Origin of the sequence: Rhizobacter sp. (assembly GCA_019635355.1) — a bacterium.
Lineage (GTDB): Bacteria > Pseudomonadota > Gammaproteobacteria > Burkholderiales > Burkholderiaceae_C > Rhizobacter.
In genome coordinates this window covers 3,767,457-3,785,845 of record JAHBZQ010000001.1, presented here as the reverse complement: position 1 = coordinate 3,785,845, position 18,389 = coordinate 3,767,457, and the positions used below count along the sequence as shown (strand labels likewise).

Below are 18,389 nucleotides of genomic sequence, written 5' to 3'. Positions count from 1 at the left end.
AGACCCGGAGATCGCCATGAGCTACCTCTCTTACGTCACCCCGCACGCCAACAGCCCCTGGCACACCTACCTGGCACAAGTCGACCGCGTGGTGCCCTACCTGGGGCGGCTCGCCAAGTGGGCCGAGACGCTGAAGCACCCGAAGCGCGCCCTCATCGTCGACGTGCCGATCGAGATGGACAACGGCGAGGTGCAGCACTTCGAAGGCTTTCGCGTGCAGCACAACCTCTCGCGCGGCCCCGGCAAGGGCGGCGTGCGCTACCACCCCGACGTGACACTCGAAGAGGTGATGGCCCTCTCGGCCTGGATGACGGTGAAGAACGCGGCGGTGAACCTGCCCTACGGCGGCGCCAAGGGCGGCATCCGAGTCGACCCGAAAAAACTCTCGATGAAGGAGCTGGAAAAGCTCACCCGCCGCTACACCAGCGAGATCGGCATCATCATCGGCCCGCAGCGCGACATCCCCGCGCCCGACGTGAACACCAACGGCCAGATCATGGCCTGGATGATGGACACGTATTCGATGAACACCGGCGCCACCGCCACCGGTGTCGTCACCGGCAAGCCCATTCACCTGGGCGGCTCGCTCGGCCGCGTGAAGGCCACCGGCCGTGGGGTCTTCGTCACCGGCCGCGAAGCGGCCCGCCGCCTCGGCCTGAAGCTCGACGGCGCCCGCGTGGCGGTGCAGGGCTTCGGCAACGTGGGCAGCTCGGCGGCCGAGCTCTTCGTGGGGGCCGGTGCCACCATCGTCGCCATCCAAGACCACACCGGCACGCTCGTGAACCCCAAAGGCTTCGACATGGCCGAAGCGATGGCAGTGCTGAAGCGCGACTGCGGCATCGGCCAGTACGCCGCGGCCGAGCGCGTCGACAACGAGCGCTTCTGGGACGTGGACTGCGACATCCTCATCCCCGCCGCCCTCGAAGGCCAGATCACCACGGACCGCGCCAACCGCCTCAAGGCCAAGCTCGTGCTTGAAGGCGCCAACGGCCCCACCCTGCCCGATGCCGACGACGTGCTGCGCGACCGCGGCATCCTCGTCGTGCCCGACGTGATCTGCAATGCCGGCGGCGTGACCGTGAGCTACTTCGAGTGGGTACAGGACTTCTCGAGCTTCTTCTGGAGCGAAGACGAGATCAACCTGCGGCTCGACAAGATCATGGTCGACGCGCTGCGCCACATCTGGGACACCGCCGACCGCCACAAGATCACGCTGCGCACCGCCACCTTCGCGGTGGCCTGCGAGCGCATCCTGTGGGCACGCGAGGAGCGCGGGCTGTACCCCTGAGCCTTCGGCCTCAGTGCGTCAGTGCGTCAGTATTCGAGCGCCAGCTCGCGCTGCGGGGCGGGCACCTCGTCGCTGCCGTCGCCGACGCAGCGGTTGCGGCCCTCGATCTTGCCGCGGTACAGGGCCCCGTCCGCACGTGCGATCGCCTGCGACAGCGACTCCATCGTGTGCAGCGTGCTCACGCCGAGGGTGATGGTCACGCCCAGCCGCGCGTCGCCGTGCGGCACCTGGGCGCGCTGCACCGCCTCGCGCACACGCTCGGCGACCTGCATCGCTTCGGCCGGGCCGGTGTCGGGCAGCACGACGAGAAACTCCTCGCCGCCCCAGCGGCACACCGTGTCGGCCTCGCGGGTGGCGACCTGCATCGCCTGCGCGACCGCGATCAGCACCTGGTCGCCCACCTCGTGGCCGTGGCGGTCGTTGACCGACTTGAAGTGGTCCACGTCGCCAAGGATCAGGCTCATCGGCGCACCGTCGCGGCGGCGGCGCGCGAGGTGCAGGTTGGCCACGTCGAGCGCGCGGCGGCGGTTGGCCAGGCCGGTCAGCGGGTCGGTCGTCGCGAGGTCGTGCAGGCGGGTCTCGGCGCGCATCACGGCGCGCCGGTAGAAATTGGCCAGGTGGGCGAGCAGCGCGAGGGTGGCGACGATGTTGAGGCTGCGCACCCCATCGAGCGCACCCGCGGTGAGCACCACCAGCGGCGCGTGGTGGTGCGCCAGCAGGTCGAGGCCGAGGTAGAAGATCGCGAGCGCGGCACCCAGCAGCACCTTGGTGTGCGCGCGGCGCACCGGGCTCATGAACACCATCGGCATCATCAGCAGCACGTAGTAGTGGAAGCCGCTCTCCCACCCGAGCGCACGCGTGGCCACCAGCGCATGCAGCAGCAACTCGGCCCACACCAGCACCAGCGCCGCGCGGTTCTGGCGCCGGCGCAGCAGCGCGTAGGCCGCGCCGTACAGCGCCACGCTGCCGACGTTCACCCAGCCCATCAGCGGGGCCGACAGCGCGAAGAAGAGGCCGGCGAACGCCGTGTGCACCAGAGACGCGGCCACGACGGCCCGCACCAGCACCTGCCAGTACGAACGGCCGGAGTGGCCGGCGCGCCGGGCAGCAGACGAATCAGGCATGCCCCGATTTTCGGGCGCGATCCGCGCTTGCGCGCGCGGCAACCCGCCGCGGCTGCGAACTAGCGCACGGCGAAGTCGATCATCACGCCGGCGAAGACGACGAAACCGAGCCAGTGGTTGAGGCGGAAGGCCTTGAAGCAGCCGTCGCGGGTGCGCGTGCGGATGAGGGTGTAGTGCCAGCCGGCGAGGCCCGCTGCCACCGCCAACCCGGCGAAGTAGGCCGGGCCCATGCCGAGCGCAAGGCCGATCGCCGCCCAGATCGCCACGAACACCGCATAGAACAGCATCACCCCCGCCACGTCGAAGCGGCCGAGCGTGATCGCCGAAGTGCGGATGCCGATCTTGAGGTCGTCGTCGCGGTCGACCATCGCGTACTCGGTGTCGTAGGCCAGCACCCAGAAAAGGTTGCCGACGAGCAGCAGCCACGCCAGCGCCGGCACCGAGCCTTGCACCGCCGAGAACGCCATCGGGATGCCGAAACTGAAGGCCACGCCCAGCACCGCCTGCGGCATCGAGAAGAAGCGCTTGGTGAAGGGGTAGAAGATGCTCACCGCGAGCGCCGCGAAGCTCCACGCGATGGTGGGTGCGTTGGTGGTCAGCACGAGACCGAAGGCCACGAGCGCGAGCGCCGCACCGAAGAGCAGCGCCCCCTTCACGCCGATCGCACCGCTCGTGACCGGCCGCTGCGCGGTGCGCTTCACGTGCTTGTCGAAATCACGGTCAGCCACGTCGTTGACCGCACAGCCGGCACTGCGCATGAGGAAGGTGCCGAGCACGAACACCACCAGCAGATGCCACCCCGGAAAGCCCTGCGCCGCGATCCACAGCGCCGACAGCGTGGGCCACAGCAGCAGGTAGGTGCCGGCCGGGCGGTCCCAGCGGATGAGGTCGAGGTAGAGCGAGAGGCGGGAAGGCGCGGGCGCGGTGGTAGCCATCCGCGAAGTCTAGGGCCGCTTCTTCGGGCGGGCCGCCCAGGCCTCGAGGAAGGCCAGCGTCACGGCCGCTTCGTTCGCCTCGGCCAGGCCGCTCATGAAGAGCGCGCCCACGTCGGCGTTGAACTCGGTCGCGCCCGCCAGGTCACTGATGCTGCGAAAGGCGATGTAGGGCACACCGTTGGCGTGGGCCACGTGGGCCAGTGCGGCGGTTTCCATCTCGAAGGTGTCGGCCTTCAAGGTTTCGAAGAGGTACTGGCGGTAGGCCGCGTTGGCGAGGAAGACCGTGGCTGACACACCCAGGCCGCCCACGCGCAGCTCGGGCTGTTCCCGCACGCATTGCTGCGCATCGATCTCGCCCGAGGGCTGGCGGGCTTTCGGGCCGCAGCGTTCGAGCCGGGGGGTGAGCGTGCGGGCGACGGCCAGCATCTCGGTGTCGACCGGATAGTCGAAGCGGAACTCGCCCTTCGGCGCATTGGCCGCGGTGAGCACATGGGTCTCGCGCATGAAGAGGCCCGGCGCGTAGGGCGGCAGCGGCTGGCCGTCGGCCCCGGTGGCGAGCTGGAGGCCGAGGCAGCCCACGTCGCCACTCTTGCCGCACGGCGCCGGCACCTGCGTGTCGCCGTTCCAGTACACCTCCATCGGCATGGCCCAGCGCTCGGGGATGGTGACGTCGCCCACGTGCTGCGCCGGGTTGAGGCCCCCGGCGATGCCGCTCATGATCAGGCGCTCGATGCGGAAGTGATCCAGCATCTGCTGCGTGACCATCGCCGAATTGACCATGCTCACGCCGCTCAGCACGATCACGACACGGTTGCCCCGCAGCACGCCGGTGGTGTAGCGCTTGCCGGCAAGCGTCCAGGTGCGCTTCTTCTGCGTCTGCGCGACGAGGATGTCGGCCTCGGCGCCGAAAGCCGACACGATGCCGATGCGTGGGGTGCAGTCAGTGAGACAACGCGGCGCGGCCTGCGCACCGGCACACAGCGCCAGCGCCGCGATGAACCCGGCAAGTGCGCGCATCAGAGACGCACGCCCTTGGCCATCAGCGAGGCGCTCAGCACCAGCGGCACGAGCAGCAGCATCTGCAGGTTCAGCAAACGCGAGATGCGCTGGTACTGCGCCTCGGGGATCTGCGGCGCCTGGCCGGCCTGGAGCGCCGACTTCCAGCGCGCGAAGCTGATCGTGGGGTAGATCGACAAGAGGCCGATCACGACGAAGAGCGTGAGTTTCAGGTGAAAGAAGGGCATGGCCTTGTAGAAATCCCAGCCCTTCTCGAAGCTGAAGACGCGCAGCAGGCCCACGACGAGCAAGCCACCGGCAAACGCGCCATACCAGCGGTCGGCCATGGCGAGCTGCTTCGCCTCACGCCAGGTGGGTGCCTTGCTGAAGGTGAACCACTCGAAGAACAGCGTGGCGACGATGCCGAACGCGAACACGAAGTGCAGGAAGGCGATGAACGAGCTGGCGAGCATGGTGGCGTGCGGGCATCGTGGACGAGGCCTCGACTGTGCCGCGCCACCACCGCCCGCGGCAAGCGCATGCGACGAAACGCACTGTTGACGGCGCGGGATGCGCCGCCAGCGGCGTCAGCCGTCGAGTTGCTTTTGAAAGACCAGGCCGGCGTGCTCGCGCAGCGCGTGGAACTTGATCTTGGGCCAGTTCTCCTGCATGGCGCGCAGCTCGCCGGCGTATTCGAGCAGCACACAGGCCGCGTTGACCGCGTCGAGCGCCACGCGGTGGTCGTTGGCGTCGATGAAGCGCTTGAGCTCCTTTTCGCCGCCATCGGCCTCGTCGCAGGTCACCCAGCGCGCTACGTTGTAGCGGGCGGGCATCACGCGCGCCTTGACGCCGTATTCATGCTCCAGGCGATGCGCGACCACTTCGAACTGCAGCTGGCCGACAGCACCGAGCAGCAGCACGCTGCCCGCCACCGGGCGGAAGACCTGGATCGCACCTTCTTCACCCAGCTGGGTGAGGCCGGCGCGCAGCTGCTTGGTCTTGAGCGGGTCGGCCACCTCGACGCTGCGGAACATTTCCGGCGCAAAGAAGGGCAGGCCGGTGTACTGCAAGGTCTCGCCTTCGGTGATGGTGTCGCCCAGCTGCAGCACGCCGTGGTTGGGGATGCCGATGATGTCGCCGGCGAACGCCTCGTCGAGCAGCTCGCGCTTCTGGCTCATGAAGGTGACCACCGTGTTGGGCCGCAGCGTCTTGCCCGAGCGCACCACCTTCAGGTTCATGCCGCGCTCGAAGCGGCCGGAGGCCACGCGCACGAAGGCGATGCGGTCGCGGTGCGCCGGGTCCATGTTGGCCTGGATCTTGAAGACGACGCCGGTGAACTTCTTCTCGTCGGGGTGCACCACCCGCTGGATGGCGGCGCGCTCGCTCGGCGGCGGCGCGAGGTCGACCAATGCGTCGAGCACCTCGCGCACGCCGAAGTTGTTGACCGCCGAGCCGAAGAACATCGGCGTCTGGTGGCCAGAGAGGAACTGCGCCTCGTCGAACGCGGGTGCCGCCTCCTGCACCAGCTCGATCTCGCCACGCGCGTTTTCGTACTGCATGCCGAAGCGCTCGGCATAGGCCGGGTTGTCGAGGCCGGGCAGGATCTCGTCGTCGGCGCCCTTGCGGTCTTCGCCGGGGCTGAAGACGCGCATCTGCTTCTCGCGCAGGTCCATCACGCCGTGGAACTGCTTGCCCATGCCCACCGGCCAGGTGAAGGGCACGACGCTCATGCCGAGTTCGCGCTCGATCTCGTCCATCAGCGTGAGCGGCTCCTGCACCTCGCGGTCCATCTTGTTGACGAAGGTGAGGATGGGCGTGTTGCGCGCGCGGCAGACCTGCAGCAGGCGGCGGGTCTGCGGCTCCACGCCGTTGGCCGCGTCGATCACCATCAGCGCGGCATCGACCGCGGTGAGCACGCGGTAGGTGTCTTCCGAGAAGTCCTGGTGGCCCGGGGTGTCGAGTAGGTTGATGACGCAGTCGCGGTATTCCATCTGCATCACCGATGACGCCACCGAGATGCCGCGCTGCTTCTCGATTTCCATCCAGTCGGACGTGGCGTGGCGCGAGGCCTTGCGTGCCTTCACCGAGCCTGCAATCTGGATCGCGCCCGAGAACAGCAGCAGCTTCTCGGTGAGCGTGGTCTTGCCCGCGTCGGGGTGGGAAATGATGGCGAAGGTGCGACGGCGGCGCACCTGGGGGGTCAGGTCGGACATGGGGTTGCGGCGCTGCTGAAACCTGCGCCGCCTCGTGAAAACCCGTGATTATCGGCGGCGGCGCATTTCCCCGACACTGACCGCCATGCCCGAGCTGCCCGACATCACGCTCTACGTCGATCGCCTCGCCGAGAAAGTGCAGGGCCGCGTGCTGCAGCACGTGAAGGTGCTCAACCCCTTCCTGCTGCGCACCGCGCTGCCGCCGCTCGCCGAGGCCGAAGGCCACACCGTCGTCGGCGTGGAGCGCCTGGGCAAGCGGGTGGTGCTGGCGCTCGACAACGGGCTCTTCCTCGTGATCCACCTGATGATCGCCGGGCGGCTGCGCTGGCTGCTGCCGGGTGGCAAACCGCCGGGGAAGATCTCGCTGGCGGCGTTCGAGTTCGAGCACGGAAGCGTGGTGCTCACCGAGGCCGGCAGCAAACGCCGCGCCTCGCTGCACGTGCTGGCCGACCGCGCCGCACTCGACGCGATGGACCCGGGTGGCATCGACGTGATGACGGCCACCCTCGCCGATTTCAGCGAGCGCCTCACGCGCGAGAACCACACGCTGAAGCGCGTGCTGACCGACCCGCGGCTCTTCAGCGGCATCGGCAACGCCTACTCCGACGAGATCCTTTTCCGCGCACGGCTGTCGCCGATCCAGCTGTCGCAGAAGCTCGCCCCCGAGCAGATCGAACGGCTGTACCACGCGACGCAAACGGTGCTGCAGGAATGGATCGCCCGCCTCGACAAAGAAGCGGGCGACTGGCCGGAGAAGGTCACCGCCTTCCACCCGCAGATGGCGGTGCACGGCAAGTACGACCAGCCTTGCCCGGTCTGCGGCACGCCGGTGCAACGCATCGTCTACGCCGACAACGAGACCAACTACTGCGCCCGCTGCCAGACCGGTGGCAAGCTGCTGGCCGACCGGGCACTCTCCACGCTGCTGCACAAAAGCTGGCCGAAGAACATCGACGAGCTGCCTTGAGCCTTTCTTGCGCCAGCTCAGCTGGCGTTAAGCCAGCGGCTGCACAGTGGCCGCATGCTGCCCACCCGACGCCCCTGCCTGCGCACGGCCCTGCCGGCCCTCGGCGTGTGGGCCTGTGCCGCGGCCGTGGCCCAGGCGCCACCGGCCGAGCCGGACTGCCAGCGCATCGGCGAGGTGCGCATCGTGCGCACCGACGTGTTCGACACGCGCATCGCGGAGGAAGACCGCTCGCTCTTCCGCCTGGCCAACACGCTGCACCTCGACACACGCGAGTCGACAGTGAAGCAGCTGCTGCTCGTCAAACCCGGCGACCCCTACGAGCCGCGGCTGCTGCGCGAAAGCGAGCGCCTGATGCGCGCCACCGGCTACCTGCACGACGCCACCATCCGCGTGCTGGGCTGCACCAACGGCGAGGCCGAACTCGAGGTGGCCGTGCAGGACGTGTGGACGCTCAAGCCCTCGCTCTCGCTCGGCCGCAAGGGCGGCGCCAACAGTTCGGCCTTCGGCATCGAGGAGTCCAACCTCTTCGGGCTGGGCACGCAGCTCGGGCTGGACTTCCGCTCGGGCGTCGACCGCAATTCGCGCATGCTGTCGTACCACGACCCGCTGCTCGGCGGTCGCCGCCTCGACCTCACCGCGAGCTATGCCGACAACAGCGACGGCACGCAGACGCGCCTCGGCCTCGACCGCCCCTTCTACAGCCTCGACACGCCCTGGGCTGCCGGCGTGTCGAGCCGGCGCGAGACACGCATCGACTCGGTCTACGAGCAAGGTCAGGTGGTGGGCCAGTACCAGGTGAGCGAGCGCCACGCCACCGTCTATGCCGGGCGATCGAGCGGATGGCGCGACGGCTGGGTGACTCGCTGGACGGCCGGCTGGACACAGGACGAGCACCTCGCCCGCCCCACCGCGGCACCCGGGATACCGGCCACCGGCGTGGCGGCCGATCGCAAGCTCAACCGCCCCTGGGTCGGCGTCGAATGGCTGCAGGACGACTTCCGCGAAACCCGCAACTTCGACCAGATCGGCAAGACCGAAGACCTGGCGCTCGGCTGGCAGCTGAGCCTGCAACTGGGCCTGGCACGCGAGGCCTTCGGCGCCGACCGCGATGCCACGGTGTTCTCGTTCAAGCTCAACAAGGGCTGGCAGCCGGCGCGCACACACACGCTGCTCGTCGAAGGCAGTGCCGAAGGCCGCTACGAAGAGCACCGCCTCGCCGGCACGCTCTTCAGCGGCAGCGTGCGCTACCACCTGCGGCAGTCGGACCGGCGCAGCTTCTTCCTCGGCCTGAGCGCCGACCGCAGCGTCAACCCCGACCCCGACCAGCAGGTGCTGATCGGCGGCGATTCGGGCCTGCGCGGCTACCCCATGCGCTACCAGAGCGGCAAGGGTCGCTGGCTGGCCACCGCCGAGCAGCGCTGGTTCACCGACTGGTACCCGTGGCGGGTGTTCAACGTGGGCGGCGCCGTCTTCTACGACATGGGCCGCACCTGGGACCAGACCACCACCGGCCCACGCCTGGGCCTGCTGCGCGACTGGGGCTTCGGCCTGCGCCTGGGCAACAGCCGCTCGGCCATCGGCAGCGTGGTGCACTTCGACCTGGCCTTCCCGCTCGACGGCGATGCGTCCATCAAGAAGGTGCAGTTTCTTGTCGAAGCCAAGCGCAGCTTCTGAAGCGCGCTCATGATGCGGCCGAAAGGAGACTGTCCCATGAGCCCGCCCATCCCCTACCCCATCAGCCGCTACCCCGTGCCCGAGATCGCCGACCTGCCCGAGGACATCCGCACCCGCATCCTCGACGTGCAGCAGAAGACGGGCTTCATCCCCAACGTCTTCCTCGGCTTCGCGCACCGGCCCGAGGAGGCACGCGCCTTCTTCGCGTACCACGATGCACTGCTGCTGAAGGAAGGCGGCCACCTCACCAAGGGCGAGCGCGAGATGATCATCGTTGCCACCTCGGGCGCGAACCGCTGCCTCTACTGCGTGGTGGCGCACGGGGCGATCTTGCGCATCTACGAGAAGAAGCCGCTCCTCGCCGACCAGCTGGCGGTGAACCACCGCAAGGCCGACATCACCGAGCGCCAGAAGGCGATGCTCGATTTCGCGCTCAAGGTGAGCCACGCGGCCGACGAGATCGGCGAGGCCGACTTCGCCGCGCTGCGCGCCCACGGCTTCGACGACGAAGACATCTGGGACATCGGCGCGATCACCGCGCTCTTCGGCCTGTCCAACCGCATGGCCAACCTGATGAGCCTGCGGCCCAACGACGAGTTCTACCTGCTCGGGCGAGTGCCGCGCGAGAAGAAGCCGAGCGCCTAAGCGGCGAGCAGCCCTTCGTCCACCCACTGCTGCAGCAGGCCCACCGCCTGGGGCACGGCCGCGTCGTCGCCCACCGCACTGGCTGCGCGCTCGCACAGCACGCTGAAGGGCTCGCCCTGTCGCACGGCCTCGAGCAGCACCGCCTCCAGCGCACTGCCGGCCGAGCGCCAGCGGGTGTCGAGCCGCGGGCGCCACACGATCAGCGCATGCGGCAGGGCTTGCGGCTCGGGCAGATCGGGGTCGTCGGCCGCGTCGTCCTGCAAGGCCTTCCACGCAGGCTCCACCGCCCAGTCCATCTGCAGCCGCTGCACCGAGGGGTGCAGGCGCAGCCGCAGGCCGGGCCAGTCGTCGGGCGGCAAGGCGGCCAAGGTGTCGCGCGACAGCAGTGGCGCATCGGCCGCATCGAAGGCGCCCCGCAACGCCCACTCCATGCGCGCGAGGTCGACGAAGGCCGGGTGCGGCACGAGCTCGTCGTGCTCGTGCATGAAGTCGGCCAGCCGGTCGCCGAACCAGCGGATCGACGGGTGGCGCGACGGGTGTTCGTCGAGGTAGGCCGCCGCGAGTGCGTCGAAGGCCTCGTCGCCCATGGCGCGCGGCAGCGTGCCGAAGTTGTCGCGCAGCGCCGCGACGAGGCGTGCGCGGTACGCATGCCGGTACACCCTCAGCAGCGAGCCGCCGGCACGTGCGCGCAGCAGGCCCTCGCCCGCGTCGGGCTCGCCGGCGATCGCCCGGCGCATCTGGTGCTGAAGCTGGATGAGCGCTGTCATCGGGCGAGCACCTCGTGCTGGACGGCCCGCGCCCGGTCCAGCTCGGCCAGCAGCTCGGGCAGCGGCGGGATGTGGTCGTCGCGCTCGATCATGGTGGGCACCGCGCCGAGCCGGCCCACGGTGTAGGCATAGAGCTCCCACACCGCGTCGCAGACCGGGTGGTCGTGCGTGTCGATCAGATGGTCGCCGTGGTCTTCGTGGCCGGCGAGGTGGATCTGGCGCACCCACTCGCGCGGCATCGCGTCGATGAAGCGGCGGGCGTCGAAGCCGTGGTTGCGGCTGCTGACGTAGACGTTGTTGACGTCGAGCAGCAGCTCGCAGTCGGCGCGGCGGGCGAGTTCGGCGATGAACTCCCACTCGCTCATCTCGTCGCCTTCGAAGCTCACGTAGCTCGACACGTTTTCCAGCAGCAGGCGGCGGCCGAGCACTTCCTGCACCTGCATCACCCGCTCGCTCACGTGGCGCAGCGCCTCTTCGGTGTAGGGCAGCGGCAGCAGGTCGTGCAGATGGTGGTGGTCCACACCCGTCCAGCAGAGGTGGTCCGACACCCACGCCGGCTCGATGCGCCGCGTGAGCGCCTTCAGCTCGCGCAGGTAGTCGCGGTCGAGCGGGTCGGTGCTGCCGATGGAAAGCGACACGCCGTGCATCGCCATCGGGTACTCGGCGCGGATGCGGTCGAGGTGCGCGAGCGGCTTGCCGCCGGGCACCAGGTAGTTCTCGGAGATGACTTCGAGCCAGTCCACGGCAGGGTGGCCGTCGAGGAACTCGGCGTAGTGCTCGACCCGCAGGCCGAGGCCGAAACCGCTCAAGGGGGGTGGGCTCATGGCTCAAAAAGCCGGCGTGAGGCGATGAGCACCGTCACGCCGGAATCCTGGTCGCTACAGGAGACAGATCACTTGATGACGCTGCCGCCCGCCTTGGTGCACTCGTCGGCGCTCTTCTTGCTGACCCAGCCCTGGCCCTTGCAGCTGTTGTGGCCCTTGCATTCGCTCTTGGCCGTCTTGCATTCCGAGGTGCCCTTGCAGCTGTTGACGCCCGAACACTTCACCGTCATGTCGCCGCCGGCATGGCTGGCGGCCTGCACGGGGGCGGCGAGGGTGGAGAAGAGCGCGGCAGCGGTGGTGGCCAGGGCGAGGCCCGATGTGAAGTTCATGTCGATTCCTTCTGAAGTGTTGACGAGGGGTGCAGCGCACAGGACCGGCCGGGCCGCATCACCGCGCTTGCCGGGCTCTGTCGGGGCGGTCTGTGGCTTCTTACACACCGGCGTGCACGCGGCGTGGACGACGATCCCGGGGCAAGCGAGCAGTTCTGCCGTTTGCGCGTCACTGAGGCGCCACCCCTAACGCCACCGAGCCGGGACAATCCCGGGTTGGCATGCACCGCATGCCTTCTCCATCGTGCCGACGCCCCGCCTGCCCCCCTTCCACGCCGCCTGCCGGCTGTGCCTGCTGGCCCTCGCCTGGCTGCTGCTGCACACGAGCGCCGCCGCCGCGCCCTTGCGCCTCGACGAAGGCCAGCGGGTGGTCGACGCCTGGCCGGCGGTGACGCTGCTGGCCGACCCCACGCGCGCCCTCACGCTCGAGCAGGTGCTGGCGCAGCGCGAGCGCTTCACCGCCCCGCCTTCGCCGCACGCCACGCTGGGCGTGCGAGACGAGGTGGTGTGGCTGCGCATCCCGGTCGAGTCTTCCGCGCGGGCCACGCCGCGCTGGGTGCTCGACATCGACTACCCCGCCCTGCACCGCCTCGACGCCTACGTGCTGGTGCAAGGCCGCGTGGTGCGCCAGGCCGTGCTCGGCAGCCATCAGCCGTATTCGCAGCGGCCGCTCGCCAGCCGTTCGCATGCGATGCCCGTCGAGCTGGCACCGGGCACTTCGGGCGAAGTGCTGCTGCGGGTGCAGACGGGCGGGGCGATGATCCTGCCGATCACCTTCAACACGCCGCAGGCCTTCCACGAGCGGGCGCTGGCCGAGCAGACGCTGCAGGGCGCGCTCGGCGGCCTGGGCATCGCACTGCTGGTCTACAGCCTGGGGCGCTTTTTCACGCTGCGCGAGACGCTCTCGCTGAAGTACGCGCTGTTGGCGGCGGGCAGCATCTTCTTCTCGCTGTTCCAGTTCGGCATCGGCGCGCAGTACCTGTGGCGCGACTGGATGTGGATGGAGCAGCACGCCGGCGGCCTCTTCTCGCTGATGGCGCTGTGCGGTTCCTTCCTCTTCATCGAGCATGCGCTCACGCGGCCGATCGGCACGCGCGCGGCCACGCTCGTGCACACGCGCCACACCGGCCGCGGTTTCAGCCGGCTGATGCACGGCGGCGCGGTGGGGGTGGCGGTGCTGGCCCTGGCCTATGCGCTCGGGCTCTTCGACACCGGCGTGGTGACCGCCATCGTGAGCGTGCTGGGCCCGGTGCCGGCGCTGCTCGGGCTGCCGGGGGCGCTGTCACGCGCACGCCAGCGTGACCCGGTGGGCACGGGCTTCCTCTTCGCCTGGGGCATCTACGCGCTCGCCACCGCCACGCTGATCGGTGTGATCCAGGGCGCGCTGCCGGTGAATTTCTGGACGCTGCACTCCTTCGAGTTCGGCGCCACCGTCGACATGCTCTTCTACCTGCGGGTGCTGAGCCTGAGCACGCAGGCCATGCACGCCGCCGCGCAGAGCGCCAGCCGCGAGCGCGACGTGTTCCGCTTCCTTGCCCACAGCGACCCGCTGACCGGCCTGCACAACCGGCGCGGGCTGCAGGCGCAGATCAAGGCCGCGCTGCAGAAGCGCGAGCCCGAAGGGCGGGTGGCGATCTACCTGCTCGACCTCGACGGCTTCAAGGCGGTGAACGACCGTCACGGCCACGAGGTGGGCGACCAGCTGCTCCTGCTGCTGTCGCGCCGCCTGCAGGCGGCCACTCGCGCGCAAGACACCGTGGGCCGCCTCGGCGGCGACGAGTTCGTGATCCTCACGAGCGGGCTCAGCGGCCCGGCGCAGGCAGAGTCGCTCGCGCAGAAGCTGCTCGACACCGTGCATGAGCCTTTCCAGGTCGGCACCCACCGCTGCGAGCTGGGCCTGAGCATCGGCTACGCCCTGGCCCCGGCCGACGGCACCGACCCGGCCGAGCTGCTGCGCCGCGCCGATGCGGCCATGTACGCCAGCAAGCAGGCCGGCAAGGGCGTGGCCCGGCGCTGGTCAGCGGCCTGACACCCGCTCCTGGCGCGCCGCCTGGAAGAGCAGCGGCACCGCCTCGGCGGTGAAGTCGTCGGCCGGCATGAAGATCTCCATCGACAGCTCCGACAGCGTGATGTCGCTCACCGAGCCGAAGATGGTGGTGGCCGTGAGAAAGCTCAGCACGCCCTTCGGGCTTTGCACCTGGAAGGGCACGGCGACACCCGAATGCTCGGTGGCCACGGGGGCGATGGTCGACGCCTCGTCGGGCTCGGGGTAGCCGCGCAGCTCGGCCAGCAGCGCCACCAGCGCGGGGTCGCCGCTGGCGTCGATCTGCTGGCACAGGCGCTCGTCATGGATGGCACGCAGCTGGCGCCGGTTGACCAGGCGCGAACCCAGCCCCGCAGGGTGGTGCGAGCCGCGGATGACGTTGGGCGGCGTGCCCGGCGGCAGGGTGTTGGCGCCGAGCACGATGGGCACAGCCGCGTTGCCGGCGACGATGTTCCAGTGCCGGTCGAGCGCCATCGCCGGGTAGGGCTCGTGCCCCTTCATCAGCCGCTGCATGGCCTTGCGCGCCGAGGCGAGCTCCTCGCCGTCGAGCGCGAGCTCGCGGTAGAGCGGCGCGAAGCCAGCCGCGGTGAGCCACTGGTTGCGCTCGCGCAGCGGCACCTGCAGGCACTGCGACAGGCGCATCACCATCTCGCGGCTGGGCGCGGCGCGCCCGGTTTCGACGAAGCTCAGGTGCCGGGCCGACACCTCGGCACGCGCGGCGAGGTCGAGCTGCGACCAGCGGCGGTGCTGCCGCCAGGCCTTGAGGTGCTCGCCGAAGGGCCGCTGGCCGGTGGGCCAAGGAGAGGGAGACGCTTGCATGCCGCCATCGTAGTGAGAAAGCCGCGGCGGCCCGCTTACCTGCCAGGTAATCGACGCGGTGCACGCCCGGCCGCACGATGCGGCCCTCGCGTCAACCGGACACGGCCATGCGGCCTGCACCCCTCTCGAGCCCAGCGGCACTGCCGCGCGGCGGCTGGACCCGCGCCAGCGACACCCCTGCCAGCGACTATTGAGCCAGCACCGCCGCCATCGCCACCGCGGTGGCGTCGACGTTGGCCGAGTTCAGCCCCGCCACGCACATGCGGCCCGAGCGCACGAGGTACACCGCATGCTCTTCGCGCAGGCGGTCGACCTGCTCGGCCGTGAGGCCGGTGTAGCTGAACATGCCGCGCTGGGTGATGAAGTAGTCGAAGTTGCGGCCGGGCAGCTTGGCGCTGATCACCGCATGCAGCTTCTGGCGCATGGCCTGGATGCGGGTGCGCATCGCGTTCAGCTCGTCGGCCCACTGCTGGCGCAGCTCAGGCGTGCAGAGCACGCGCGCGACGATCTGGCCGCCGTGGGTGGGCGGGCTGCTGTAGTTCTTGCGCACGGTGGCCTTCATCTGGCCCAGCACGAGATCGGCTTCGGCCTTGTTGGGGCACACCACGCTCAGGCCGCCGCAGCGCTCGCCGTAGAGCGAGAAGCTCTTCGAGAAGCTGCTCGCGCAGAAGAAGCTCACGCCGGCATCGGCCAGCGCCCGCACGGCCCACGCGTCTTCCTCGATGCCGTCGCCGAAGCCCTGGTAGGCGATGTCGACATACGGGATCAGCCGGCGCGCCTTCAGCACCGGGATCAGCTCGGCCCACTGCGCGTGCGAGAGGTCCACGCCCGTCGGGTTGTGGCAGCAGGCGTGCAGCAGCACGATGCTCTGCTCGGGCAAGGCTTTGATCGCCGCCAGCATCTCGGGGAAGCGCAGGCCGCCGGTCTTGGCGTCGTAGTAGGGGTAGGTGTTCACCGTGAAGCCGGCGCCTTCGAACATGGCACGGTGGTTGTCCCAGGTGGGGTCGCTGACCCACACGTTGCTCGTCGGGAAATAACGCTTCAGGAAGTCACCGCCGACCTTCAGGCCGCCCGAGCCGCCGAGCGTCTGGATGGTGGCAATGCGACCGCTCTTCACCGCTTCATGGTCGGCACCGAAGAGCAGGTGCTGCACCGCCTGGCGGTAGTTGGGCGCGCCCTCCATCGGCTGGTAGGGGCGGGCGCCAACGCTCTGCAGCATCGCGGTCTCGGCGGTCTTCACCGCCTTCATCACCGGCAGGTGGCCGGCGTCGTCGAAGTAGATGCCGATGCTGAGGTTGATCTTGTGCGGCCGCGGGTCTTTGCCGAAGGATTCGTTGAGGGTGAGGATGGGGTCGCCAGCGTAGGCGTCGACGTGCTCGAACATGTGGGGCTCCTGCAGGGGAGCGGCGATTATCCGGCCAGCCCTTCGCTCAGCCATTCCGCCCAGCGGCCATGCGCGTGCGAACGGGCCAGCGCCTCGAAACGCGGCTCGCCGTCGACGCGGTGGCACAGAGTCCACACACTGTGGGCTTTTGGCAGGTCGGCCCGGGGCGGCGGTAGCTCGACCGGGCCGACCTGCAGGCCGCTCGATTCGGCCGAGAGCCACATGGCGCCGGTGCGGCGCACGAGCTCGGTCACGGTTTCGATGTGGCGCTGCAAAGCGGGCTTCTCGAAATAGGTGAGCACCCAGCTGTTGAAGATCACCGGCTGCACGCCAGCCGGCAGCGAGGCGATCCACGGTTCGAGGGCCGCGGTGCAGTCGGCCTCGCGGCGCACGGGCCAGCGCTGCGTGCGCGCGATCTGCACCGCCTGCTCGAAGCGGGTGGCACGGGCGGTGTCGCTCGGCCAGAGGCAGGCGCGCAGCCAGCGCACCGCCACCTCGTCGTCGACCGGCACCGGGGCAGGGTCGAGGCCGAGGCGCTGCACGAGCTTCGGTCTCGGCGAGGTGGGCGGGCGCCGCTCGCCTTGCCACGCGCAGCTCAGCAGCGGCACCCCGGGGCGTGCGTCGGTGATGTCGTAGCGGTAGACGTCCACACCGAGGTTCAAGCCGGCGCTGGTGCCCACGTCGAGCAAGGCCAGCTCGGCGGTGCCGCTGCGGGCGGCCAGCGCATGCAGCGCGGGCCACAGCACGGCGCAGCGGCCGATCTCGTTGGTCTGGGTGGTGTGGGTGCGCATGCGCTCGCGCAGGGCGGCGGCGTGCTGCAAGGCGAAGTCGCGCACGCGGCCTGGCAGCGACGCGTCGGGCGCACGGCCTCCGCCGCAGCTGGGGTAGTAGGCGGCCAACGGGTGCACCACGCCCGACAGCAACAGGTCGTGCACCGCGGCCAGCCAGAGGTTGGGCCGCTGCTGCTCGGGGCTCGCGCCGCTCAGCAGGTCGAGCAATGCCGGATCGTCGGCGACGATGCGGCACAGCGCTTCGTAGAGCGGCTCCTCGGGGCACTCCGCGTCCGCGAAGCGGCGGAACAGCGCGGCCAGGCGCTCGGTGTCGGCAGGGGTGAGGTCCATGCACGGCAGCGTAGCCCCGGGCTTGCGGCTCAAATGTCGGGCATCCGACAATCAAGCGATGCAAGACGACGTGGCCCGCGTGCTGGGCACGAGCCTCCCCGAGCTGACGCTGACCGACGCGCACTGGCGCGGCCTGCTGCCGCGCTGCCGCCTGCACCGCCTGGGCCGCGGCCAGGTGCTGCTGCGCCAGGGCGACGCCACGCCCGCCCTTTTCGGCCTGGCCAGCGGCGAGATGGAGATCCGTTTCCTGACGGTGGACGGCGAAGCGTCGGTGATCGAGCGGGTGCCGCCCGGGCGGCTCTTCGGCCTGTCGTCGTTCGCGAGCGGCGAGCCGTCGACCTTCGAGGTGCAAGGTGGCGCCAAGGCCTCGCGCGTGGTCGCCTTCGGGCCGGCGGCCTACGAGTACCTGATGGACGAGGTGCCGGGTTTCGCGCGAGCGCTGATGCGCGAATACGCCCGCCGCTACCACGGCACGCTGCGGCTGCTCGAAGCCTCGCGGCACCGCAGCGCCGACGAGCGCCTGCGCCTCGCCCTCGAACAATTGGCCCGCACCGACCGCGCCGGCCCGCCCGATGCGCAGGGCTGGCGCCACATCCGCACCACGCAGGCAGAGCTGGCGGCACTCGCCAGCCTGTCGCGGCAGACGGTCAACGAGTTGATCCAGCAGCTTGCTGCACAGCATCGGCTGCGCGTGGCCTACGGCGGGCTGTGGGTGCCCGCGTAGGCTTACGCGGCGAGCGCGGCTTCGATGTCTTGGGTGATCGACTCGGGCGCGTCGTTCGGCGCGTAGCGCTTGATCACCTGCCCGTCCTTGCCGACGAGGAACTTGGTGAAGTTCCACTTGATGCCCTTGGTGCCGAGGATGCCCGGGGCTTCGCTCGTGAGCCACTTCCACAGCGGGTGGGCGTCGGCGCCGTTGACCTTCACCTTCTCCATCATCGGGAAGCTCACGCCGTAGTTGAGTTGGCAGAAGGAGGCGATCTCGTCGTTGCTGCCGGGGTCCTGCCCGCCGAACTCGTTGCTCGGGAAGCCCACGACCACCAGGCCCTTGTCCTTGTAGCGCTCCCACAGCTTCTCGAGCCCGCCGAACTGCGGCGTGAAGCCGCAGGCGCTCGCCGTGTTCACGATCAGCAGCACCTTGCCGCGCTGAGTGGACAGCTGGGCGGGTTGGCCATCGATGGAAACAGCCTCGAAGTCGTAAACGCTGGTCATGGACCCTCCTGCCGGGTGTGACAAATGTGGGTGCCGATCGTAGCGCC

18 protein-coding genes are annotated in these 18,389 nt (G+C 69.6%); 6 read left to right on the top strand and 12 right to left on the bottom strand.

The window, feature by feature from the left end:
* The first annotated feature begins 16 nt into the window (after positions 1 to 16).
* Positions 17 to 1,288, top strand: a complete 1,272-nt coding sequence (locus tag KF892_17410; GenBank protein MBX3626801.1) for a Glu/Leu/Phe/Val dehydrogenase — start codon at positions 17 to 19, stop codon at positions 1,286 to 1,288.
* 26 nt (positions 1,289 to 1,314) lie between these two features.
* Here KF892_17410 and KF892_17405 read toward each other — a convergent pair whose 3' ends face one another.
* The 5 genes from KF892_17405 to KF892_17385 all read right to left on the bottom strand — a co-directional run bounded on the left by KF892_17405 (position 1,315) and on the right by KF892_17385 (position 6,556).
* Positions 1,315 to 2,412, bottom strand: a complete 1,098-nt coding sequence (locus KF892_17405; GenBank protein ID MBX3626800.1) for a GGDEF domain-containing protein — start codon at positions 2,410 to 2,412, stop codon at positions 1,315 to 1,317.
* Between the two features lie 59 nt (positions 2,413 to 2,471).
* Positions 2,472 to 3,347: a 4-hydroxybenzoate octaprenyltransferase gene (gene ubiA / locus KF892_17400; GenBank protein ID MBX3626799.1), complete on the bottom strand. Its 876-nt coding sequence runs from the start codon at positions 3,345 to 3,347 to the stop codon at positions 2,472 to 2,474.
* A 9-nt stretch (positions 3,348 to 3,356) separates the two neighbouring features.
* Positions 3,357 to 4,364: a 5'-methylthioadenosine/S-adenosylhomocysteine nucleosidase gene (locus tag KF892_17395; protein ID MBX3626798.1), complete on the bottom strand. Its 1,008-nt coding sequence runs from the start codon at positions 4,362 to 4,364 to the stop codon at positions 3,357 to 3,359.
* Positions 4,364 to 4,816: a DUF2214 family protein gene (locus KF892_17390; protein ID MBX3626797.1), complete on the bottom strand. Its 453-nt coding sequence runs from the start codon at positions 4,814 to 4,816 to the stop codon at positions 4,364 to 4,366. Before KF892_17390 ends, KF892_17395 begins: the two co-directional genes overlap by 1 nt.
* Before the next feature lie 114 nt (positions 4,817 to 4,930).
* Positions 4,931 to 6,556 carry a peptide chain release factor 3 gene (locus KF892_17385; GenBank protein MBX3626796.1) on the bottom strand — a complete coding sequence of 542 codons (1,626 nt, stop codon included), beginning with the start codon at positions 6,554 to 6,556 and terminating at the stop codon, positions 4,931 to 4,933.
* Between the two features lie 85 nt (positions 6,557 to 6,641).
* On the opposite strand from KF892_17385, the gene KF892_17380 reads away from it, so the two are divergent.
* From KF892_17380 to KF892_17370, 3 genes are read left to right on the top strand one after another with little or no spacing between them, the layout of a single operon-like run.
* Complete coding sequence (locus KF892_17380; GenBank protein MBX3626795.1) at positions 6,642 to 7,523, top strand: hypothetical protein; 882 nt, start codon at positions 6,642 to 6,644, stop codon at positions 7,521 to 7,523.
* A gap of 54 nt (positions 7,524 to 7,577) precedes the next feature.
* Positions 7,578 to 9,197 carry a hypothetical protein gene (locus KF892_17375; GenBank protein ID MBX3626794.1) on the top strand — a complete coding sequence of 540 codons (1,620 nt, stop codon included), beginning with the start codon at positions 7,578 to 7,580 and terminating at the stop codon, positions 9,195 to 9,197.
* Positions 9,198 to 9,233: 36 nt separating this feature from the next.
* Complete coding sequence (locus KF892_17370) at positions 9,234 to 9,842, top strand: peroxidase-related enzyme (protein ID MBX3626793.1); 609 nt, start codon at positions 9,234 to 9,236, stop codon at positions 9,840 to 9,842.
* Here the strand turns inward: KF892_17370 and KF892_17365 are convergent.
* From KF892_17365 to KF892_17355, 3 genes are all read right to left on the bottom strand, one after another.
* Positions 9,839 to 10,609, bottom strand: coding sequence for a putative DNA-binding domain-containing protein (locus KF892_17365; protein ID MBX3626792.1), 771 nt, complete (start codon positions 10,607 to 10,609; stop codon positions 9,839 to 9,841). The two genes, KF892_17370 and KF892_17365, sit on opposite strands and share 4 nt — an antisense overlap.
* Positions 10,606 to 11,433, bottom strand: coding sequence for a DUF692 domain-containing protein (locus KF892_17360; GenBank protein ID MBX3626791.1), 828 nt, complete (start codon positions 11,431 to 11,433; stop codon positions 10,606 to 10,608). The genes KF892_17365 and KF892_17360 overlap by 4 nt, the downstream gene beginning before the upstream one ends.
* A gap of 68 nt (positions 11,434 to 11,501) precedes the next feature.
* Positions 11,502 to 11,762 (bottom strand): hypothetical protein, encoded by a 261-nt coding sequence (locus KF892_17355; GenBank protein ID MBX3626790.1) that lies wholly within the window; start codon positions 11,760 to 11,762, stop codon positions 11,502 to 11,504.
* A gap of 244 nt (positions 11,763 to 12,006) precedes the next feature.
* Here KF892_17355 and KF892_17350 point away from each other — a divergent pair, with 244 nt between their 5' ends.
* Positions 12,007 to 13,791: a GGDEF domain-containing protein gene (locus KF892_17350; GenBank protein ID MBX3626789.1), complete on the top strand. Its 1,785-nt coding sequence runs from the start codon at positions 12,007 to 12,009 to the stop codon at positions 13,789 to 13,791.
* Here KF892_17350 and KF892_17345 read toward each other — a convergent pair.
* The 3 genes from KF892_17345 to KF892_17335 form a co-directional block, all read right to left on the bottom strand.
* On the bottom strand, positions 13,780 to 14,625 hold the full coding sequence (locus KF892_17345) for a helix-turn-helix transcriptional regulator (GenBank protein ID MBX3626788.1): 846 nt from the start codon (positions 14,623 to 14,625) through the stop codon (positions 13,780 to 13,782). The genes KF892_17350 and KF892_17345 overlap by 12 nt on opposite strands.
* Before the next feature lie 187 nt (positions 14,626 to 14,812).
* Positions 14,813 to 16,009, bottom strand: a complete 1,197-nt coding sequence (locus tag KF892_17340; GenBank protein ID MBX3626787.1) for an aspartate/tyrosine/aromatic aminotransferase — start codon at positions 16,007 to 16,009, stop codon at positions 14,813 to 14,815.
* A 26-nt stretch (positions 16,010 to 16,035) separates the two neighbouring features.
* The gene (locus KF892_17335) at positions 16,036 to 17,130 is read right to left on the bottom strand and encodes a DUF2332 domain-containing protein (GenBank protein MBX3626786.1); all 1,095 of its coding nucleotides are present in this window, start codon (positions 17,128 to 17,130) and stop codon (positions 16,036 to 16,038) included.
* A 58-nt stretch (positions 17,131 to 17,188) separates the two neighbouring features.
* Between KF892_17335 and KF892_17330 the strand changes: the two genes are divergently transcribed.
* On the top strand, positions 17,189 to 17,854 hold the full coding sequence (locus KF892_17330; protein ID MBX3626785.1) for a Crp/Fnr family transcriptional regulator: 666 nt from the start codon (positions 17,189 to 17,191) through the stop codon (positions 17,852 to 17,854).
* 2 nt (positions 17,855 to 17,856) lie between these two features.
* On the opposite strand, the gene KF892_17325 is transcribed toward KF892_17330, so the two are convergent.
* Positions 17,857 to 18,342 carry a glutathione peroxidase gene (locus KF892_17325; protein MBX3626784.1) on the bottom strand — a complete coding sequence of 162 codons (486 nt, stop codon included), beginning with the start codon at positions 18,340 to 18,342 and terminating at the stop codon, positions 17,857 to 17,859.
* Positions 18,343 to 18,389 lie beyond the last annotated feature (47 nt).